The sequence below is a fragment of the Flavisolibacter ginsengisoli DSM 18119 genome, from assembly GCF_900129295.1.
In the GTDB taxonomy this organism is placed as follows: domain Bacteria; phylum Bacteroidota; class Bacteroidia; order Chitinophagales; family Chitinophagaceae; genus Flavisolibacter; species Flavisolibacter ginsengisoli.
In genome coordinates this window covers 100982-116494 of record NZ_FQUU01000005.1, presented here as the reverse complement: position 1 = coordinate 116494, position 15513 = coordinate 100982, and the positions used below count along the sequence as shown (strand labels likewise).

Annotated in this window: 9 protein-coding genes; 2 read left to right on the top strand and 7 right to left on the bottom strand. The window is 45.2% G+C overall.

All coding sequences use genetic code 11. From position 1 onward, the window contains the following. Positions 1-852: 852 nt before the first annotated feature. Positions 853-1629 carry an alpha/beta fold hydrolase gene (locus BUA53_RS07790; RefSeq protein WP_072834798.1) on the bottom strand — a complete coding sequence of 259 codons (777 nt, stop codon included), beginning with the start codon at positions 1627-1629 and terminating at the stop codon, positions 853-855. A 500-nt stretch (positions 1630-2129) separates the two neighbouring features. Here BUA53_RS07790 and BUA53_RS21205 point away from each other — a divergent pair, with 500 nt between their 5' ends. Further along, on the top strand, positions 2130-2303 hold the full coding sequence (locus BUA53_RS21205; RefSeq protein WP_175546035.1) for a hypothetical protein: 174 nt from the start codon (positions 2130-2132) through the stop codon (positions 2301-2303). Between the two features lie 12 nt (positions 2304-2315). Here the strand turns inward: BUA53_RS21205 and BUA53_RS07785 are convergent, their stop codons facing one another. The 3 genes from BUA53_RS07785 to BUA53_RS07775 all read right to left on the bottom strand — a co-directional run bounded on the left by BUA53_RS07785 (position 2316) and on the right by BUA53_RS07775 (position 6666). Further along, a complete protein-coding gene (locus tag BUA53_RS07785; RefSeq protein WP_084079891.1) occupies positions 2316-3038 on the bottom strand; it encodes a LytR/AlgR family response regulator transcription factor in 723 nt (240 codons plus the stop codon). Further along, complete coding sequence (locus tag BUA53_RS07780; protein WP_072834797.1) at positions 3035-4105, bottom strand: sensor histidine kinase; 1071 nt, start codon at positions 4103-4105, stop codon at positions 3035-3037. Before BUA53_RS07780 ends, BUA53_RS07785 begins: the two co-directional genes overlap by 4 nt. Positions 4106-4218: 113 nt before the next feature. After that, positions 4219-6666: a TonB-dependent receptor domain-containing protein gene (locus tag BUA53_RS07775; protein ID WP_072834796.1), complete on the bottom strand. Its 2448-nt coding sequence runs from the start codon at positions 6664-6666 to the stop codon at positions 4219-4221. Positions 6667-7040: 374 nt separating this feature from the next. Between BUA53_RS07775 and BUA53_RS07770 the strand changes: the two genes are divergently transcribed. Next, positions 7041-7247, top strand: coding sequence for a hypothetical protein (locus tag BUA53_RS07770; RefSeq protein ID WP_139256372.1), 207 nt, complete (start codon positions 7041-7043; stop codon positions 7245-7247). A gap of 44 nt (positions 7248-7291) precedes the next feature. Here the strand turns inward: BUA53_RS07770 and treY are convergent, their stop codons facing one another. The 3 genes from treY to glgX are packed head-to-tail and all read right to left on the bottom strand — an operon-like array spanning position 7292 to position 15495. After that, on the bottom strand, positions 7292-11506 hold the full coding sequence (gene treY / locus BUA53_RS21535; protein ID WP_072834794.1) for a malto-oligosyltrehalose synthase: 4215 nt from the start codon (positions 11504-11506) through the stop codon (positions 7292-7294). Positions 11507-11512: 6 nt separating this feature from the next. Further along, on the bottom strand, positions 11513-13366 hold the full coding sequence (gene treZ / locus BUA53_RS07760; RefSeq protein WP_139256371.1) for a malto-oligosyltrehalose trehalohydrolase: 1854 nt from the start codon (positions 13364-13366) through the stop codon (positions 11513-11515). Next, positions 13366-15495, bottom strand: coding sequence for a glycogen debranching protein GlgX (glgX, locus tag BUA53_RS07755; protein ID WP_072834793.1), 2130 nt, complete (start codon positions 15493-15495; stop codon positions 13366-13368). The genes treZ and glgX overlap by 1 nt, the downstream gene beginning before the upstream one ends. Positions 15496-15513: the final 18 nt, after the last annotated feature.

The window sequence follows — 15513 nt, the reverse complement described above, 5'->3', positions numbered from 1 at the left end:
TACCTATACGTACAAATGATGGCACGATGCAGAAGGCCCTCCTAAATTTAAAAATACTGACACTCCACCAGGGGTCTACCCTTTTGAGCTTTGTGAGTTAGCCAGGGGGACCCCAGGTGATTATTGAACGCCTGCATTAATAAATAGTTCACACAGAATATTTTACTGACTGCAATTGACTACCCTTTGACCCTGTCATTCCGCCATAGGCGGAATCTGTGGCAAAAGCATAAGCAGCCTTAAACTATTTAAGCTTCAACAACCTAACATTAAAAAAAGGAAAAGGTTTTTAATCTATGCATATATAATAGTTCCTATAACGCATCAACACCGCCTTAATGCAGTCCAAATATCCCGCCTGCGGCGGGATGACAAAAATCATTGTTTATGATTTGCAGTCAGACATCAATTCAATTTTTTAAGAATTGATAAGTTTCGCAAAATAGTTACATGAATGGCGACCATCGAATTAAGCACTGCCTGCAATCGCTCCGTTTTGACCCTGTCATTCCGCCATAGGCGGAATCTGTGGCAAAAGCATAAGCAGCCTTAAACTATTTAAGCCTCAACGACCTAACATTAAAAAAAAGGAAAAGGTTTCTAATCTATGCATGCGTAATAGTTCCTATAAAGCATCGGCGTCGCTTTAATGCAATCCAAAGATCCTTCGTGCCTCAGGATGACAGGGAATCATTGTTTATGATTTGCAGTCAAACCTCAATTCAAATGTTTAAAAATTGAAACGTTCCGCAAAATATATGCATGAATCGCGGCCATCGAATTTAGAACCACCAACAAATGCAGATACGATTTTTGTTTAGTACAACCTGCCACCAACCATCCTTGCCCCTATCATCCAAGAAACTCCCTCACCATCTCTATAAACAACACCGGCATTTTGCTGCCTTCTACAATGGAACACACTTCACCAATGAAAGAACCATGTGTGCCTGGAAGGATCATGAGCTGTGAATTGGGGATCAACCTTGCCATGGCCACTGTATGCTCCGGGGTCATCACATCCCGGTCAGCAACAACCACCAGCGTGGGCGTTTGTATAGATCGCAATATGTCTTCACTCCAGTCGGTAAATGTGGCCATCCGGTTCCGGTCCTTTTCAAACATATTTTGTAATCCCTTCGGATCGTTATTGATCTGCAGGTAATGATCCTGTAATTGTTTTGGCATCACCTCCAGGGTAGCCTTTCCCATTCCTTCAAAAAAACCGGGGATCATTCCTTCGCGCTTATAAAAAGCAGATATCACTACCAGCCTGTCCACCAACCCCGGCGACTTATGCGCCACCATCATTGCCGTATTGCCCCCATTGCTAAAGCCCATTATATGCGCCTTGCTGATGCCCAGGTTTTGCAGCAGTGCTATCACATCTTCCGCATCCTGCTCAAAAGATTCAGGAGCATCCCTGTCACCACTATGACCATGCGCCTGCAGGTCCATGGCGATCACCTTATAGTGTTTTGCCAGCATGGGCAAGAGGGTACCAAAGCTGGTATGGATAGATGAACCGCCGCCATGTATCAACACCAGCGGGTTGCCCGCACCATGAATTTCATAATACATGCTGATGCCATTCACTGGCGCATATGCCCCGGGGTTATTCTTTTCCATTATGGTTTTTACAGGAAGTTAAATGAAAAATGAAAAACCTAAACCATTTTCCCCGGAAATCCGATGAAGCACAAAGCCCTGTAGCCTGACATTCTTACACCCGTCTTACAGGTTTCTAACGCCTATGTACCGCCTCTTTAAAGAGCCGTTACAAAGCCGTTACATAGGCGGCACATAGGCGGTACATAGCCGTTGCATAATAGCAGGAAGTTGGGGGCCCGGAGCAACGAAAATGGTGGTAATTACCAGGCCGGGGGTATTCATTAAGGAAAAATTGTCAGGTGTGAACAGGGAAAGCCAAGCCATCCTATGCGTGAGAAGCCAGCCAACGACATAACAAAAAAGTGCAAAGGCCAGGAAATACCAAAAAACTTAATAAGGTAGCCCTTCAAACTACCATACATTTAACCTGCAGGAAGCCAGGAAACAGGTGGGCACATGCCTGGGAATACAATTTGATGATCAATCCCCGGAATAGCTAATTTTTACGAACCCATACTATGAACTTTGATTTCATCTCACTGGAAAGAAAGGAACTGAATTGCGAAGAATGCGGCTGGAGCGGCAAGGGCTATGAAACGGAAAAAGGTTTTGAATACCTGCCCCGCGCTATAGAGATCTATTGCCCCATTTGCGGCAACTTTTTTGGGGAGGTGCTTCAGGAAGAGGAATAAGCAGCCAGGCTATTACTGTATCATTTTATGGCGGATGATCTCCATAAGATCGGCCTTATAGCTATCCCCTATCAATATTTCCGCTGTTACACCCTCCAGCTTCACCATGTTGCCTTCAATACCTGTAATGCGCGGGACGGGAATGATAAAGGATTTATGTACCCGGATAAATAAGGGAGAAGGCAATCTTTCTTCTATCTCCTTCATGCTGGTATATACCAGGGTCTTTTGACCGGCGCGGTAAATGGCCACGTAGTTCTTCATCCCTTCGATGTAATCAATGTCTGCCAGGTTGATCTTGAGCAGCTTGCCTTTGGATTCTGTTTTGACAAAAATATAATCATCTTCAGCAGCTAAAGGCTGGGAAGCTACTTCTTCTTCACCAAGGTCTTTGACAGCTTTTTGCACGGCTGCCAGGAAGCGTGGAAGCCGAATTGGCTTCAACAGGTAATCCACCACATCCAGCTCATAGCTTTCGAGGGCAAACTCGCTGTAGGCGGTTGTCAGTATCACCTTGGCCTTGCCATTCAGGGCTTTGATGAAATCAATTCCTGAAAGCTCGGGCATCTGTATATCCAGGAATACCAGTTCAGCCTTTTGCGTGGTCACCAGTTGCAGGGCCTCAATGGGATTGGTGGTGCTGCCCACCAGGGTAAGCTGCGGGGTTTGCGCAACGTAGTGTGTGAGGATGTCAATGGCATGTTGCTCATCGTCTACTATGATGCAGTTGATCATAACTGGTTAATGGTTAATTCGGTGGTATAAACGTCAGCTTCGTCCCTGATGAGAAGCTGGTAATGGCTATCATATGCAAGGTCGAGACGTTTTTTGATATTATCTAATCCGATACCCGTTGACAGCTCTTTGGGACCTGTTTTCTTCCTGTTCTGGCAATAAAAATACAGGCTGTCATGGTTCACCTTTAATTTGATCACTATAGGATGCTCGGTGCTTTTGAGGTCACCATGCTTAAATGCATTCTCCACCAGGGTGATCAGAATAAAGGGTATGATCTGGGCGCCATTCACCACGCCTTCCACATCGAAATGGACCTTCAGGTTATTACTGAAACGAAGCTGGTTGATCTTAATAACATTGCGCACATGTTCTATTTCGTCTTTCAGCGGGGCCTTGCCATCTTTTGCATTTCCCTCGCTCAGGGCATAGCGCATGATATCGCTCAGCGTAAGGATACCTTCAGAAAGTTCGGCAGAATAGGGCAGTGATTTGGCATACAGGAAATTCAGGGTATTGTGCAGGAAGTGCGGGTTGATCTGTGCCTTCAGGAAATTAAAGTTGGCCTGCGACTTTTCTATCTCCAGCTGCAGCTTCTGGGCCTCCAGCACCTTGTGCTGCTTTTGCTGATCTCGCAGGTTGGTGAGGTAGGCAATCAGGAGTGACACTCCTATAAAGAAAATAGTATTGATGGATACTCCAAAGACCACGAGAGCGGCATTTGCATCATTTTCGCCTGTGGATTCAGGAAAAAGGAAATGAGAAGCTATGTGGTAGCCAAAGCTGAAAAGGACAAGGATCACTGAAAAACGGATGAAGTGCAGTAGTTTCTTTTTGGCACTAATGAAGTGGTAGTAATAATTGATGCTGACGTAATAGAAAACAGTGGCAAACAAAACACTCAGCACTGTTTTAACAGCTATCCTCCATGTAAATATGGATGACAGCTTGTTGGCTTCCTTGGGAATAAGTGACACAGCCAGGATGCCTATCAGTCCAAATACGGTATATAGACCAACGACTACCCAAAAGATCTTCCAGAAACTATATCGTTTAGCAAACTTCATGTATTATTTTTTCAAAAGGGGCAGGTCAGTGATTCAATTTCCGTATTAATTTTTACATTTCATAAAAAGGTAAAAGGAGGTATGACCCTCCTTTACCTTTCAAACTTTATCTATTAGTTACCGATTCCAATTCCACCTCCGCCGTTGCTTACTCTTTTGGTTTCTTCTTCGGCGCCGGTGTTGCGCTGGCGGGCTGCCTTCACTCCATTGTTACCAAAGCGATAGGTAAGGCTCAACTTGAATTGCTGGCTTTCCCACTTAGAGCTGAACTCAGACTTCTGTCCTGCAAATTCCGTAACACCTTTGAACTTCAGGCTGTTGAACAGGTCACTCACAGAAGCCTTTATATTGATCTTATTGTTCAATAATTGTTTTTGCAATCCTGCATCAACACTCCATAAAGCATTGGCTTTAAAGCTTCCCTGGTAAATGGTAGGTGCATTGTAAAAACCGGAAAGTTCTGCTGTCCATGTTTTGGCAAACTTCAGGCTGTTCTGTGCATAGAAAGTATATCCAAATGCATCCAGGTCTACCTTACGGCCAGTGCCGAAATCAGCTACATAATGAGAATAGTTAGCGCTCATATTGCCGAACACACTGTATGATTTATACTGGAATGGATAGCTGATGTTAAAGCTTACAACATCCTGCGTAGCCAGGTTTCTCTTTGACAGGAAGCTTTTTGTCTTCTCTGTTGTATCAGGTAGCTGCACAAACATGTTTTTGACATGGCTATAGTTCAACGAGGTATTCAGGCGATACTTATAGGTATGCGTGATACCAAAACTGTTGGTGTATTGCGGGCGCAGGTTGATGTTACCACGCATAAAGGTGTATTCATCCAGCTTGAACTCAAAGGGGTTCAGGTCCTGGTAAGCCGGGCGGTCAATTCGGCGGCTATAGGTAAGGTTCAACTGGCTCATTGGGTTCTTGTTGAACGTAATGGCTGCACTTGGAAACAGGTCAGTATAGTTGCGATCAAATGTTGAATCGTAACCAACATAACCATTATCGCCTTTTTTCTGTCCATTAGACACACCTTTTGTAACGGTGTTCTCTACACGAAGGCCAGCCTGGATCATGAATCCTTTAAAAGGACGGTTATAGTTCAGGTAACCGGCATTGATGTTTTCCTTGTAGGTAAAGCGGTTGCTGCGGTCTTTATCCAGCTCGTTTCCGCTGGTGTACACATTATAGCGCTGGAAGTCGTTGTCGGTTTTTACAAATGCAGTCTTTCCACCAAAACCAAGTTTGCCTTTTGCAAAGTTCTGCTCCCAGTCAGCTTTCAAAGAAGAGATATCAATATTTGATGGTGCTATCATCTGGTAGATCACATTGCTGATCTTATTCTGGCCAGAGGCATCATAATAGTAATTGGGCTGGTACTGGTCATTGTGCAGGTTGTAATTGCCATAGTCTGCATTGACAGTAAGGCTTTGACCTTTGGGGTCAGTGAAGCTATAATTCAGGTTATAGTTCAGGTTATCCCTTTTCATGGAGCTTTTATTATCTGCCACCAGGATCCTGTTTACTGTATTCGTTGCCTGGTCAGAGATGGTGGTGCGTCCATAATTTGTGATAGCAGGATCACTGAAGGATCCATTCACCATGACACCCACTGTATTTTTCTTATCAATAAAGTAATCCGCACCAGCCTTGAAATTATGGCTCTTGTTATTGAACATGATGGTGCCAAGGGTTTGAAAAATACTATCAGCAACTGTTCTGTGAATATTCAACGTATTGTAATTCTTTCCTTCATTGTAAGAATAGTTGCCAAACAGGTTAACATTCTTATTCCTGTGGTTCAATGAAATGCCTCCATTGTATTTTGGATAATGACCTATGTTCAATCCTGCATTGACGGAACCGTTTGTTCCAAAGGATTTGTTCTTTTTCAAACGGATGTTGATGATGCCTGCATTACCTGCTGCTTCATATTTAGCCGAAGGGTTGGTGATCAATTCAATAGCATCTATCTCGGCGGAGTTCATTGACTTGAGGTAGTTGGCCAGGTCCTGTCCGGATAGTGGACTTGGGCGGCCGTCAATATACACCTGCACGCCATTCTTGCCGCTGAGGCTGAGGTTGTCATCTTTATCTACAGTCACACCGGGTGATTTGCGCAACAATTCCAATGCTGTGGAACCAGTGGCATTGATGGTACCTTCTACGTTCAGGATGGTCTTATCAGCCTTTACCTCGATGATTGGCTTTTTAGCTGTTACCACGATGCCTTTCATATCGGCAGCTGCTTTGGTTAACAGGAGCTCAGGCGCCTTAACAGCTGTACCTGCCACAGTGAATGGAGTGGAAAGCTGTGAGTTGTACCCCACGTAGGAAGCCCCTACACGGTACTCGCCTTCTTTTACATCAGTAAAACTGTAGTTGCCTTCCTTAGTAATTGAAAGCTTGACTACCGAAGTATCTTTTGCTTTAAATAAGGTGATGGTGGCACCGTTCAGTGGTGTGCCCTGGGCGTCTTTAGCCAGGCCTGATACTTCCTGGGCATTGGAAGCAAGGGCGATGGTCATGGTTAATAGCAGAAATAATGATCTCATAACTTAAGTTTTATATCCCGGGTGATCTTAAAATGGGGATGTTTTCGTTTCAGGCACAAACGTATTCATGCCGTGGAGGACTGAGAAAAATGTTACACAAACAGCTTATTTGACTATACCAACGACCCTTTGTGGTGACTTAATGGTAAACACTTAGCAGCAGAGCTATGCATCCATGTCAGGTGAAATGCAGCTAGATTGAAATGAGCAGGAAATTATTTACTGTTAGGCCCAGAACAGGGAATCCCGTAGCTCATCTTTTAGTATGGACTGTTATTTGAATTTATAAGTGTCTAATTATAAACATATTCCATTAAACAAGGCAGTAGTCAAGCATGATTTTTGCATATAATATGATAACGAAACGCTTTGCTATGGATAACAATACAAACGACAGAACCCATTCCGGGCAACTGGAAAGCAGTCGGGAAACACAGGGGAATTCAAATCTTTCAAGGACGGAAGAGAACAGGAAGGACAACAAAAAAGATGAATCCATTGGAAAAAACATGAAAGCTGCTGAAAGGCCAAGAAAAAGCTTTCATAATGATGGTCCCGGGGGAAATTACAAGGGTTATTAAAAACATAAATGCCGGCAATGCCGGCATTTTTTTATAATGTATGCTCACTGCCTGTTGTACAACCAGGTCCAGTGTTTTAATTTTTCTTCTTCATTGATTCCCGGTTGGCCGGGTAATAACTTCCAGGACCAGTTGCCGTTACTGGTGGCAGGCTTGTTCATGCGGGCTTCGGATCCAAGGCCCATAACATCCTGCATAGGAAAGATTACAGTATTGGCAACAGAAGCAGCTGCCATGCGACAAAAGGTTTCGGCTACATTTTCCCTTGTTTGTTGAATGCCAGTATACTCCTCCAGTGCTTTCCTGGCGGATTCACCTGCTTCATCCAACCACCAGCCGGTGACTGTATTATTATCATGGGTGCCCGTATAAGCCAGGAAATGAGGGGTATACTGATGCGGGATATGCAATGAACGAGGCATATTACCTCCAAAGGCGAACTGCAATACCTTCATGCCTGGCAGTCCAAACTGATCTCTCAGGGCAAAAACAGTTTCATCCACATCTCCCAGGTCTTCTGCTAAAAATGGAAGATCGCCAAAAGCCTTCTTTATTGCATTAAAAAGATCGGCACCAGGGCCTTTTACCCATTGACCACTCCTGGCAGTTTGCGATCCTGCAGGCACTTCCCAATAATCTATAAATGCCCTGAAGTGATCCAGGCGAAGCAGGTCAAATAACTGCAGGTTTTTTCTAAGCCTGGCTATCCACCAGTAATAATTTTTTTTCTTCAACACATCCCAGCGGTACACGGGCATACCCCAAAGCTGGCCATCTTCACTAAAAGCATCAGGGGGCACACCGGCCATGGATATGCGGTTGCCTTCCCGGTCAAGGTAAAAGATCTCTTTATGAGCCCATACATCTGCCGAATCGTAACTAATATAAATAGGGAGGTCTCCAATGAATTGTATATCCAGCTTGTTGCAATAATGTTTTAATTCCTTCCATTGCCGGTGAAAAATGAATTGCAGCCATTGGATCATTTCCAACCCTTTTTTATTTTCCGACTGAAGGTTTTTTAATGTTTTGGCATCTCTGAGTTTCAGCTCTTCAGGCCATTCATACCAGGGTTTGCCACTATACATTTGCTTGATCAATATGTACAGGGCAAAATCATCCAGCCATTCTCTTTCCCTGCTCACAAATTGCCGGAATGCTTTATCCATGTTGGGGAAATGACCCTGCATAAACCTTTCAAAAGCTTTTTGGAAAAGCTGTTGTTTCATGCCCAATACCAAGGGAAAATCTACTGCGCTTTGAACAGGCAAACGACAGGCAGCTGCTTCTTCCTCATTCAATAAACCTTCTTTCACCAGCAAATCCGGACTTATGAGCAGCGTGTTGCCAGCACTGCTTGAAACCGAACTATAGGGTGAGTTGCCCTGGCCTTCTTCTGTAGGCGTAAGGGGCAACACCTGCCAGAAACGTTGGTTGGTGCGGCTTAAAAGATCAGCAAAAGCATAGGCTTCTGGTCCCATATCTCCAATACAATAGGGAGAAGCAAGGGAAGTAATATGCAGCAGGATGCCAGAGCCCCGGGGGTTAGATGGTATGCTGCCTTTAAGAATGGCAAACGGAAGGCCGGCAAATAAATGGCTTACCTGTACTTCTTTTTCATGTTTGTCTTTTGTAGCAAGCAGGATATGCTCCCATTCGGGGTCGGCATTGGCTGGCAGCAAAACACGCGTGTCTTCCCAATTAAGCTGTTCAAAGATGGTATTTTGGTGTGCCGCCATTTTAGCCAGGTGCAGCGGCACCACGACTATAAATAATTGTTTTTTGTGCTTCCTGGAAAATGCCAGGACATGCTGCGCATATTTTCCTTCCACAGCCAGTGGCTGGTACTCACCTTCTGCAAACAGTACAGGGTGTGCTTTGCGCAACTGGAAAAGCTTATGCGTCATCCATATTTTCAGTTGCGGGTGATGCCTCTGCTGCCAAAGGTCATGGTGGAAATTCTTCCTGCCCTCTTTTTGCATGATGGCTGAAAGCAGCTCCCTGTTTCTTTTGTAATCTACCGGGCGGCGGTTATCAGGATCTACCATGCTCAGGTCCCAGGCTTCACAACCCTGGTACACATCGGGCACTCCAGGGCAGGTAAATTTCAATACCAGTTGCACCAGTGAGTTGACAATACCGAAATCAACTATGATATCAAATAAGCTGCGCAGGCTTTTATAAAATGGTGTTTTGGTTTGCAGTAAGGCAGCTATAAACTGTTTCGCCTGTGATTCATAAGCAGCTACCGGGGAGGCCCAGTTGGAATGTGTTTTCCCTTCCCGGAGTGCTTTTTCAATATATTCCTGCAGGCGGCCGGCATAACTATCGGTATGCTCCCCACTCATAGGGTAAGTGCTGACAAGCACCTGGTATATCAAATATTCAATATTGCCATCTGGTATACTATCTTTTCGGAGCGGCTTGTTTAGTTCCTGCCACTCACGTATTTTTTGAAACCAAAGACCAGGTAGCTCGGTGAGCACATTGAGCCTTGCCCTGGCATCCTCTCCTCTTTTTGTATCGTGCGTGGCTGTAGCGTTCAGTGCATAGGGCCATTGTTGTTGTCGCTCTATCATGGCAGAATGGAAATGCTGCGTGCTTATTCCAAAGGCGCCTGGCGCATCGCCTACTTCGTTATGGCCGATAAAGTTATTATAGGTATACATGAGGGTGTCTTCCACGCCCTTTGCCATCAGTGGTCCCGAAAACTGCATGCACCGCTGGTAAAAATGCAGTGCCTGCTTCGCATATTCTTTACTGTTTACCGGGCGAAATAATAAGACATCCCTGAGTAGATTGATAGCTGCGACAAGGTCGCTACGTGATTGTCTTAGTTGTTCGAAAACCGTTTCGATATTTTTTACTTCCTCTGCTTCGAAAGGCATATGGTTGCCATAGAGCCTGTAGACAGGTATATGTACCAGGAATTCAGCCATTGCGGTTTTGATATCTTCTATTCGAATCTGCGCATAATCAGGCACCGCTACCAGGTTGGAATTCATGAGTAATTGGAAAAGATTTTCCAGCTCACCACTCATATGATGGTACAGGATATGTCTTTTCTTTTCCCATACCTGCTCCTGTATGCTTTGTTGCCGGCCTGCCAGCTCTTCATAAAAATCAATGAACGCCTGTCTGTTGTTGCTCTCTGTCAGCAGGTTATTCAACAGTGACAAAAAATGGTAACCTGATGTGCCCTGCACAGGCCAGGTGGCAGGAAGGGACTCGCCGGTTTCCAGTATTTTTTCAACAACGATATACGTGTTGTGCCCAACACTGTTGCGTAGCTGTTCCAGGTATTGAGTGGGGTCGTACAATCCATCCACATGGTCAATGCGTAATCCCTGTATCACACCATCCTTTACCAGTTGCATTACCAGCTGGTGGTGCGCTTTAAAAACCTCCGGCTTTTGGATATCCAGGCAGATCAACCCATTGACAGTGAAGAACCTCCGGTAATTGATATGCGCATCTGTTTCCTTCCAGTCACATAAACGGTACACCTGTTCTTCCGCCAATGCCTGTATCATTGCAGGGTCATTGTTATAAGAAGCCAGCAGTTTTTCAACCGGTTCTTTCAATACTTTATTGCGCATGATACCATCCACCTGTATCAACAGCTCGTGCCACTGCTGCCTGTAAATGCCCGGGTCATCTGCCTTATGGAGGTTCTCAATTTCATTGACCAGGATGAGGAAGGCCTGTGCACCTCCTGCGGCTTTAAAAAGCGTACCATATGACCGGGGATGCAGCGGAAATGCAGCATCAAAGTAGGTTAACACAAACCTGTTATTCTTGTACTCCAGTTTTAATTCATTGTTTTGAATCACTTCCTCAAGGGGTTTGCCAAGGAAGGGGACCATCAAACGACCCTGGAATAAAGAGCTTGTCCAGGCTACATCAAAAAAATCAGCATAAATAGAAGACCTGCCTTTTTCAAGTATATCAAAGATCCATGGATTACGGGTATCGTAGGCCATATGGTTGGGAACAATGTCCTGCAGCCAACCCATGTTAGCCTCCTGTAGCATATGGCTGATCTGCCGCAGCTTTTCTTCGGTACCTATTTCTGCGTTGATGGTTGTGGGATCCAGCACATCGTACCCATGGGTAGAGCCAGGCATGGCAGTGAATACCGGTGATGCATACACGGTAGTCACCCCTAACTCCTGCAGGTAGGGCAATATTTTTTCAAGGTCGTCGAAAGTAAATTCCTTATGAAACTGGATGCGGTATGTTGATACAGGATTGTACATAATTGATCATAATTGAATGGTGAATGGCCTGGTTCCTAAAAGAACAAAGGACTCTGGTTGCAATACAAACACATTAGTGTTGTTTCCTGGCCTGTCTTTAATGGATTTGTCCTCCCCCAATTTCCATTGTGAACTGGCTGAATCCAGGATAGTCATCAACGGGCTGGGGTTGGATATGCTTTGTGTTTGCACCTCGCGGGAGAAATTCATCAGGCACCATACAGATTCATTATGGTGCCAGCGACATAATTGTATTGTTTGTTTTACCTCGTCACAGGCTAACTGCACGTGTTTGCGGTTTAAATCTTTTAATACCGGGTGGGTTTTACGAAGGTGAAGCAAGGTTTTGTAATAATGCAGCATCGTGGCGTGCTGCTCCTGCTCCAGTTGATCCCATTGCAAGGTAGACAGGTCAAAAACTTCCCTTGATAAGGGGTCGGGAGCTTCTCCCTGGGCATGAAAAGCTGCAAATTCTTCCCTTCGCCCCTTGCGCACCGCTTCTGCAAGTTCAGGATCGGAGTGGTCGACAAAGTACTGGAAAGGATGTGTTGATGCCCATTCTTCTCCCATGAACAAAAGCGGTATATAGGGACTGAATATAACCGCTGCGGCCAATAGCTTTTGCATTTCAAAGCTTAACAACTGGCTGGTGCGTTCTCCCAGCATCCTGTTTCCTACCTGGTCATGGTTTTGGGAAAATACTATGAATTGCTGCCCGGGATTATCTATTGCCCTGGCTCCAAATTTTCTTTTCCGGTGTTCAGAATATTGTCCATCGTATACGTAGGCATCGGTATAGGATTTACACAGGTGGGCTATGCCATTGAAATCGGAATAGTATCCATAGTGTTCACCTGAAGCTGTAACCCTTAGCGCATGGTGGAACTCATCCACCCATTGCGCATCCATGCCATAACCACCCTTGGACAGGGGATTGATATAACGCGGATCATTCAGGTCAGATTCCACTACCAGGTAATGGTTTTTACCAGTATGCTGCATCAGATCGTCCACCTGTATCCTGATCTCCTTCAGTATGTGCACCGGGCTCATATCTTTTATGGCATGTACGGCATCAAGTCGCAATGCATCGATATGAAAGTCACGGAACCACATAAGCGCATTTGCTATGAAGAAGTCCCGGACACCATCGCACCAGGCATCATCAAAGTTGATGGCATCTCCCCAGGGTGTATGGTATTTATCAGTGAAGTATGGTGCTATGGCGCCAAGGTAGGCGCCTTCAGGTCCCAGGTGGTTATAGACCACATCCAGTATGACAGCCAGACCTTTTTCATGACATGCATTTACCAAATGCTGCAGTCCATTTGCCCCGCCATAGGAATTCTGCACCGCAAAGGGATATACCCCGTCATATCCCCAGTTGCGCTGACCGGGAAATTGTGCTACCGGCATGAGCTCGATGGCTGTTATGCCCAGTTGTAGCAGGTAGTCTAGCCTGTCTTCAATAGCCTCAAAGGTGCCTGCTGGTGTAAATGTGCCTACATGCAGTTCATAGATGATATAGTCCTGCAAAGGCAGGTTGTTCCAGTCAGTATCAGTCCATTGAAAACTATCAAGGTTTATGATCTCTGAAGGACCATGCACACCACCAGGTTGTGACAGGGATGCTGGATCGGGATATTCTTTATTGTCAATACGAAAGCGGTAGCGGTCACCTTCCTGTAATTCGCCTGAAAGCAAGAACCAATACCCTTCGCCTGACCGGGTAAGCGGTAACTCAAGTGAAGGACCCATCAGAAGAACAACTTCCTTTGCAAGCGGCGCCCATACATTCACCTGTGCCTTGTTATTTTTTAGCCTTATGCCTGGTATTTTGTGTTCTTCACTGTTCATCATCAGGAATAGGGTTGAATCAATACAACTACAGAACGATCGGCAACTTCAATCACTTCACCGGCGTTATAAATATTGGTGGGTTCTTCTATATGGCCTGTATTGGTATCGATCACCTGTATCCAGGTTGTGCCAAATTCTTCATCAGGTAATTTGTATCTCAAGGGGTGATGAGCTGCATTAAAAATGATATAGAAGCTGTCATCCATGATATCTTCTCCCTGTTCACCTTTCATTCTTAGCGCAAGCCCGTTGAGGTAAACGCCAAGGGATTTGGCAAAGTCAAGCTTCCAGTTCTCTTCACTCATTATACTTCCGTCTGGCAGGAACCAGGCGATATCGGGCAGGTTAGATTCATTGACAGGGATGCCTTTGAACCAACGCTTACGGGTAAACGAAGGATGGTGCTTATAGAAATGGATAAGCCTGCGGGTGAAAAGGATCAATTCTTTATCCCGGTCCTTCCAGTTGATCCACGATATTTCATTGTCCTGGCAATAAGCATTATTATTTCCTCGCTGGGTGCGGCCCATTTCATCTCCTGCCACCAGCATAGGTATTCCCTGTGACAGGAATAGCGTGACCAGGAAATTTCTTACCTGCTTTTTACGCAGTTGAATGATTGCTTCATCATCGGTAGGACCTTCAACCCCACAGTTCCAGGAACGGTTATGATTTTCGCCATCCAGGTTATTCTCTCCATTAGCCTCATTATGTTTTTCATTGTAAGAGACCAGGTCGTGTAAAGTAAAGCCATCATGGGCTGTGATAAAATTGATACTGGCAGTGGGCCTTCGGAAATCCGCCTTATACAGGTCGGAACTGCCGGTAAAGCGTTCGGCAAACTCAGAAAGCATACTGTCAGCCCCTCTCCAGTAATCGCGCATGCAATCCCGGTATTTTCCATTCCATTCTCCCCAGCCCGGAGGGAACTTACCTACCTGGTATCCTCCTTCGCCTATATCCCATGGTTCTGCAATGAGCTTTACCTGAGAGATGATGGGATCCTGGTGAATGATATCAAAAAAAGAACTGAGGCGGTCAACATCATGCAGCTCCCTGGCAAGTGTAGAGGCAAGATCAAATCGGAAACCATCCACATGCATTTCCAATACCCAGTAGCGCAGGCTATCCATAATAAGCCGGAGCACATTAGGCAGTCGTACATTCAGTGTATTGCCAGTGCCTGTATAATCCTTGTAATAGCGCTTATTTTCTGTAAGCCTGTAGTAACAACAATTGTCAACTCCACGGAAACTAACCGTCGGACCTAACTGGCTGCCTTCACCTGTGTGGTTATATACTACGTCAAGGATCACCTCAATACCTGCACGGTGCAGAGCTTTCACCATCTTCTTAAATTCATTCACTTGCCCGCCGGTGGCGCCATCTCCGGAATAAAACCGAACATCCGGGGCAAAATACCCGATGGTATTATACCCCCAATAATTGGTCAGGTTGTTTTCATGCAGGTGCCTGTCTGTGATAAAATGATGTACCGGCATAAGTTCAACTGCATTAATGCCCAATTCTTTCAGGTACTTTATTGTTACAGGATGGGCCATACCGGCATAGGTGCCTCTTAATACTTCAGGGATATCCGGGTGCTGTATAGTAAACCCTTTTACATGCGTTTCGTAAATGATGGCCTTATAATGTGGCAACTTCAACTGTGTATCACCCTCCCAATTGAAATTGGGATTGATAACAATAGATTTGGGAACGAAGGGAGCACTGTCCAGCTCACTATAACTCAGGTCCTCAGCAGGGTTGCCTACTTTATATCCAAACAAGGCATCATGCCATTGGATGGTTCCTGAAATAGCCTTTGCATAGGGATCGATCAAGAGCTTGTTAGGATTAAAGCGATTCCCGCTTTCCGGGTCGTACGGGCCATGCACCCTGTAACCATACAATTGCCCGGGGAACAGTTCGGGTATGTATACATGCCATACATGGTTGGTTCTTTCGCGCAGGCGAATGCGGTATGTTTCCACCTCGGCATTTGTAGAATTAAATAAACATAATTCGACAGTTTTCGCATTTTCCGCGTATAAAGCAAAGTTGACCCCGTTACCATCCCATGTAGCACCTAATGGGAAAGGCTGGCCCGGATAAGTGTTCATCTCCATTCAGCGTGTTTTGATAAG